Genomic DNA, 5,404 nt, shown 5'->3' on the forward strand with positions numbered 1-5,404 from the left:
GCTTCGGCTTGTTTCAGGATGGCGATGATCTGGCTGTCGGTAAAGCGGGACGTCTTCATGTAGAGCTTTCTGTTCTTAAGTAGAAAATTCTACTTCTAACGACGCTCTTTTTGTGGGGGGATTACCCGCTGGCGCGGCGCCCCCTGCCGGACTCGCCGGCTTCACGAATTGATGGACCTGTTAAAGCACAACCACACAGCCGGTTCCGTCACATGGTACAGGACCTTCTGTTGTTGTACCCTGGCAGTCGTGCGCCCGCTGATTACGATCCGGAAATTTAAACAGTCACGCGAAAGGTGCAGACTATTATCTGCCGTCAGCGAGCCACGGAAACCGGGCAGACACCTAATGGACAGCTATGTGTTTAAGCTGAGATATGTGGCTTCAATTGGGTCTGGAACCAGCGCAAGGTTTGCACATCCGAGACTGCCGCTGATCACGCCACTCATACGATGTCGCTGTGCTTGAGATTCCCATGAATGATCAATCCCGCCGTTGAATAGTAACGTGCACGTGACACGCTCAAACGGTACATCATCTGGCAGACGTTCGGGCCACGCTCCTCCGCCGATAATGATGCGGTACAACGTCGTCGCTGGGTCTTCCCCGCTGACGTTAGCGTCCTCTTCCATCAGCTGCTCCAGCTCCGGTGGAATAGAGACAATGATTGGATTCATCATTTCTGCAATCGTACAATACGAACTGTACATTCGCGCACCGTCGGAAAACGTCACGCGTACCACACTCAAACCCATGATTTTCTCCCTCAGAAATTTCTGCAAACTCCACAGAGCCATCGGCATTAACGACCTGAAATATTCTTGAGATCACAATGGCCGCTCTTCCCTCTCTATTGTTTCGTTGATTATGTATGCTTTTTGATATCATCATAGCGTCTGGCCGATTTTCAAGAGAAACACATCGCGCACCTTGGTTAGACTAACGCTCCTAGTTCCGGATGAGTTTGTTTGAAAACCACAACCATGCGGACTGCTCGCGACATTAGGCGAATCCACGATGCATTGCCATTGGAATTCTTCTACTCATTCTGACCTCACATGACGTAATGTCAAGCTGTACAGTCACGTCGACGCGAGTGATGCCGCTGGATCCGGACCCACATTGCTAGACAACTGGCAATGTATGTCGTGCCGCTGGCAGACTGCGACATTGAGATAGTCAGACACGCTAGTGCGGCCGAGAGAAGGTATTCGAGCCCTTCCATGCTATGAGCGTCGTTCTGTCGCCAACACCTCAATAAGCGCGGGCGAATCCCATGCCCTCTCACAGTATTGAATGCAGTATCGGGCGCTGCGCTATTAGTGCGAACAGACAAATAATGCTGCATAACACGGCGTATCGGACCATCCAGCGTTACCTCCGTCACTGCTCAGTACGTCCTTGATCCAGAATGCTTTTGTTAAAAACTAAGCAAGCAGGTGCGCGACCAGAACGCACTCCGTCTTGTGGAACAGCTCTCCCATGGCAATGATCGGCTGCAAAGCTGCTGCAACACCGGCTGCGACAGCTTGACACCCAAGAAAACTGTGTGATGATGATATGGCCTCGCCAATCGGTGGACTGAAATCCGGCAGTCCTTTTTTAGCCGGCAAATTGTGTTGCGTTGGAATTATCGGCAAGTTACCGCACGAGCTTTTATCCATCATGCTGACCGGAGCGGAGGTAGCATGGTTGTCGATCTTCGTTGGCTCATTACGTTTGCAGAGGCTTTCGAAACGTTAATACCCGGGGCGGATGGAAGTGCCCAAGGCCGCTTGATGTGGAGGGACCTTAATGACGTTGAAAAAGCGGAACGCAGTAGGAACCCAATGCTTGGGTACGCGGATGCAAGACGCGAACTAGAAGGAATCTGTCACGGGCTGGAAAATCTATAAACCGCGCCATACTTAGTTATTCGGGGTTAAAATCATCATCAGTTGGGGGGTAGCAAATTGCTTCACCTACGAGCCTTCCGTGCCCAGGGTCGGGGAGCCGAATTACTTGTCATTGCTGAATAGCAAGGAAAAATGAGGCTACGTGGATGATGTGCAGTTACCGTGCCTTCTTCGGCGGCAAGAACTCTACGGGTACGAACCAGGCTCCAGTAGTGGGGGGGATAGATGCAGCTGGCACTTTGCTCCCGTTAAATTGCCGCACCGGTAGTGCTCCCTGGCGGCCGGCCGCTCACGTACATGACATCGAGGTTATATGAACGACGATCTGAACAATGCCTTGAGCAAAGCTGACCGCGACTTGCTCGTGGCCGGACTTCAAGCGCTCTGGCGGGAGCGGACGCATGCGCTCCACGTGGCTGAAACAGCATCAGCAATGGCGGGAAAGTCGGCGCCTGCCCCAGACGTGTTTGGCATCGCCGAAGTCAGTGAGGCTCTTCGTCGGTTCGGTGCTGCGCCAGCGCTGTAAGCTGATGACAGTAATCGCATCAGAGCGCAAGTGTGCGCCAACCGAACGATATGTCGACGTTCGCTGTAGGCCCGTGCGCCTGGTCTCTATGGATCGATCATCCAGCCCAGCCACCTTGCCGGGAAGCTAGGAATTGAAGACGTTTAAGTGCTTGCATGTTTTTCCTCGGCCTTTCTATCGATCGAGCCGCGCTGGACGCAACTCGACTGGACGTAACTCGACCTGTGCCGCATCGAACCGAATGCGCACGCGCTTACGTTGTTCATCCAGGTACGACACCTCAAACGACTTGGTGTCGCCTGCGAAACGAACGAAATTCATAGCTGGCGTGATCTCTAACGGGCTACTCGAATCTAATCCGAGTTCCAAAACTGCCTTGCCGGTCTTTACCTCAATCGTGCACTCGTCCCCGTGCGTTGACGCGCACAACGAGAACGGCACATGGGTAAGTTGCACCCGTCCCCGACTACCATTACCGCCGACGTCTACGATTACTCGGGGCGCATAAAGAGTTGAGTGCTTACTCAAATAGACGCCATCGCGTACCGCATGAGACTGGTACACATTACAGGTATGGCGTCCACATCGACCGTGAAGCCATGAATTCGCGGGTGGTAACCTGTACTCCGGAGACTCGGGCGTAGCAGCCAACGCTGACCAGGAGCCTGCAACGACCGGTAGCAACAGCACGCTGCCGATCAAGATTAAACGCGGTAAATTAGGCATCATCCAGTTTCCGACATTTTTCCTTGGCGATCAGGCCGTCTGCGATGTTGCAGGTCCGGTGTCGGACATCACGCGTTCCAAGTGGTCGATCGCGTCGCGGACGATTCGATCCTTCCAGCCCTTGCCGGTGTAAGCAGTGGCCGTCGCGCCCTGCCGTGGCTTGCCGTAGCCGGTGCTGAAAAGCCGACACTCGAAATCGACGGTCATGAACCCTCCGCCGATCTCTCGCGGACGCATAAAGCAGACGCAATGGCTATCGGCCAGCCATTCGTGCTTCCAGCCCTCGTTCTGCTCGTGATACCCCAGTTCCTCAGCCATATCGTATTCCTTAACCAGTTACAGCGCGTCCCACACGCGGGCGAAGTCCACCTCGACACGGTGACCTTCGATGCCGCTGGGAGCTTCGTAATTCAAGAACGCGTCCATGTACGCGTCGCCCCATTCGAATTTGTATTGCTGTGCGATGAACATTACGATCTCCTGGTTTTCCGGGTCATTCGTTGTCGAACCGTCCCTTCGCGTCATGCAGCACGTAAGCGCCCTCGGTATCCGGTCCAAACCGAACCTCTACCCAGTCCAGTTCGTCACCGTCAGATGCCAGCCAGGAGCGGAAAGTGTCGCGCTTCGTATCCGCGAGGTCCGACCTTTCATGACGTTCCTTGCTCCCGTCAGGGCAAACAAGAATCGATTGATAGCTATGGCCGGCCGCTTCACTCGGGCCGAGGACTTGCAGTCCCAGCGAACGAGCCATAGCAGCTGCCGCCGAAATACGAGTGCCTTCGTTGCTCGTTACGACAATGGCGTTGTGTACGATTGTGCCCATGAGTCCTCTTTACGCTGACGGCCGGCCAGCTACGGGCGCCGCCAGGCGCGGGTTTTCCTTGGGCTTACACGCCCCATTTGACACGTAGTTCGGCCAGCCGTTCGCCGCGGTGCCGCCGTTCGACGTGCGCGGCATCAGCGGGCTCGATCTGTTTACCGAGCGTCTGCGATGCCGCCAGGGTCGCGTCGTAGTTCTCGATCCTCTGTGCCAGATCGATCATTTCGGTGATGTCGATTTTCAGGCTGTCCAGCAGCATGTCCGTGCTCCTAAAAATCGTTTATACAGTTTTCTATCAGTCGCGGATCGGATCGTTCGGGAGCCACATCAAGGCGCCGTTAGATTCGGTACCGGCGATCGCGGTCCAGCTCTTTCCACCTTCATCCACAGCGATGCAACCGGGCTGCCAGTGCTCCGGGTTCCGCAGCTCGTTGACCCAGCTCTGCACCTCGCCGGCGAACAACACGACAACGCCGCCCCGGCCGATGTAACCCCACTGCTCACGCCAGCGCCGCGCTGTGTCCATATTGCCTGTCGTCGTCGACACGATTTTTCCTTGTTAGATGCGCTGGTGCGTTCTCGTGCGGATCGCAATCGCTGCGCGCTCCAGGTCTGTCGTTGTCGGGATGCCGACGTTGAGCACTTCAAACTGGGCAGGATTCTGCTCACTTTGCAGCAGCAGAACAAAGCCTCGTGGCTCGAACTGAAGCTCACCGCGTCGGATGTGACCGGCAATCGCTTCCAAGCTATCAGCCAGTTTTGCACGCTGCCGTTCGGCAGCGGTTCCAAAATCGACGGTCGTTATATCGCCCACGGCTTTTCCTTGGCGCCGGCACCGGCCAACTGCGGCCGCAACCTGGCGCGATTTGTTCAGTTTCGCGGACGCGAAAATCGCGGTACGCTGTTCCTTCCGGATCAAGCAGCGGCCGGGGTTACGGCGTTGAGTCGAGTTCGTTCACCCCTGTCCCACCGCTGAACGTGCCCGCCGCACTCGCTGCAAACTCCTGCGGCGACCGTATAGTCCACGCGGAGCCACCAACAGCCGTTCGCGCAAGCGCGCTGATCGTGACAGCCGCATCCGATGCAGTATGCGACTCCTGGTAGGCGACGGTAGTTCACGGTTTTTTCCGGTGCAGTTCAGTGGCGCCGCGTAAGCAGCAAACCATAGGCGACTATCGTGACGGCTGCCGCTGCCGCCGGTCCGAGCAAGAGGACCCAAATGCCTGCTTCCACCCAGCGCGGCAGAAACAGGTGTACCGCTGCCATGATGAGCAATGGTAACCCTACGGCGACAACCCCATGGGTGCGCTCTGAATCGCCACGAGTTTCCTAGACACTCGCGAGCCGCTTGAAATACTGCTTTTCATACTCGACCGGCGACAAGTCATTGCTGAAGCTGTGCCGGCGCTTCGGATTGTAGAACATCTCGATGTAATC

General features: G+C 55.8%; 9 protein-coding genes. 2 read left to right on the forward strand and 7 right to left on the reverse strand.

Features of this window, described 5'->3' with window-relative positions:
• Positions 1-356: 356 nt before the first annotated feature.
• Positions 357-755 (reverse strand): hypothetical protein, encoded by a 399-nt coding sequence (locus GM672_RS26945; protein WP_155473587.1) that lies wholly within the window; start codon positions 753-755, stop codon positions 357-359.
• A gap of 1,453 nt (positions 756-2,208) precedes the next feature.
• Here GM672_RS26945 and GM672_RS26950 point away from each other — a divergent pair.
• Positions 2,209-2,421, forward strand: coding sequence for a hypothetical protein (locus tag GM672_RS26950; RefSeq protein WP_155473588.1), 213 nt, complete (start codon positions 2,209-2,211; stop codon positions 2,419-2,421).
• A 756-nt stretch (positions 2,422-3,177) separates the two neighbouring features.
• On the opposite strand, the gene GM672_RS26955 is transcribed toward GM672_RS26950, so the two are convergent.
• The 5 genes from GM672_RS26955 to GM672_RS26970 all read right to left on the reverse strand — a co-directional run bounded on the left by GM672_RS26955 (position 3,178) and on the right by GM672_RS26970 (position 4,493).
• Positions 3,178-3,465, reverse strand: a complete 288-nt coding sequence (locus GM672_RS26955) for a hypothetical protein (protein WP_155473589.1) — start codon at positions 3,463-3,465, stop codon at positions 3,178-3,180.
• 18 nt (positions 3,466-3,483) lie between these two features.
• Positions 3,484-3,618 (reverse strand): hypothetical protein, encoded by a 135-nt coding sequence (locus tag GM672_RS29610; RefSeq protein WP_260099465.1) that lies wholly within the window; start codon positions 3,616-3,618, stop codon positions 3,484-3,486.
• A 22-nt stretch (positions 3,619-3,640) separates the two neighbouring features.
• Entirely contained in the window at positions 3,641-3,970 is a 330-nt protein-coding gene (locus GM672_RS26960) for a hypothetical protein (RefSeq protein WP_155473590.1), read from the reverse strand.
• 64 nt (positions 3,971-4,034) lie between these two features.
• Positions 4,035-4,226 carry a hypothetical protein gene (locus tag GM672_RS26965; protein ID WP_155473591.1) on the reverse strand — a complete coding sequence of 64 codons (192 nt, stop codon included), beginning with the start codon at positions 4,224-4,226 and terminating at the stop codon, positions 4,035-4,037.
• Positions 4,227-4,262: 36 nt separating this feature from the next.
• Positions 4,263-4,493: a hypothetical protein gene (locus GM672_RS26970; protein WP_155473593.1), complete on the reverse strand. Its 231-nt coding sequence runs from the start codon at positions 4,491-4,493 to the stop codon at positions 4,263-4,265.
• Positions 4,494-4,523: 30 nt separating this feature from the next.
• On the opposite strand from GM672_RS26970, the gene GM672_RS26975 reads away from it, so the two are divergent.
• Positions 4,524-4,943 carry a hypothetical protein gene (locus GM672_RS26975; protein ID WP_155473592.1) on the forward strand — a complete coding sequence of 140 codons (420 nt, stop codon included), beginning with the start codon at positions 4,524-4,526 and terminating at the stop codon, positions 4,941-4,943.
• 353 nt (positions 4,944-5,296) lie between these two features.
• On the opposite strand, the gene GM672_RS26980 is transcribed toward GM672_RS26975, so the two are convergent.
• A partial coding sequence (locus tag GM672_RS26980; RefSeq protein WP_155472497.1) for an IS3 family transposase occupies positions 5,297-5,404 on the reverse strand: 108 nt, incomplete at its 5' end.

The sequence above is a fragment of the Pseudoduganella buxea genome (genome assembly GCF_009720835.1).
In the GTDB taxonomy this organism is placed as follows: domain Bacteria; phylum Pseudomonadota; class Gammaproteobacteria; order Burkholderiales; family Burkholderiaceae_D; genus Rugamonas; species Rugamonas buxea.

Bases quoted from the DNA above. Each gene is read 5' to 3' on its own strand.
- GM672_RS26945 (WP_155473587.1), bottom strand. From the start codon at position 755: ATGGGTTTGAGTGTGGTACGCGTGACGTTTTCCGACGGTGCGCGAATG.
- GM672_RS26950 (WP_155473588.1), top strand. From the start codon at position 2,209: ATGAACGACGATCTGAACAATGCCTTGAGCAAAGCTGACCGCGACTTG.
- GM672_RS26955 (WP_155473589.1), bottom strand. From the start codon at position 3,465: ATGGCTGAGGAACTGGGGTATCACGAGCAGAACGAGGGCTGGAAGCAC.
- GM672_RS29610 (WP_260099465.1), bottom strand. From the start codon at position 3,618: ATGTTCATCGCACAGCAATACAAATTCGAATGGGGCGACGCGTACATG.
- GM672_RS26960 (WP_155473590.1), bottom strand. From the start codon at position 3,970: ATGGGCACAATCGTACACAACGCCATTGTCGTAACGAGCAACGAAGGC.
- GM672_RS26965 (WP_155473591.1), bottom strand. From the start codon at position 4,226: ATGCTGCTGGACAGCCTGAAAATCGACATCACCGAAATGATCGATCTG.
- GM672_RS26970 (WP_155473593.1), bottom strand. From the start codon at position 4,493: ATGGACACAGCGCGGCGCTGGCGTGAGCAGTGGGGTTACATCGGCCGG.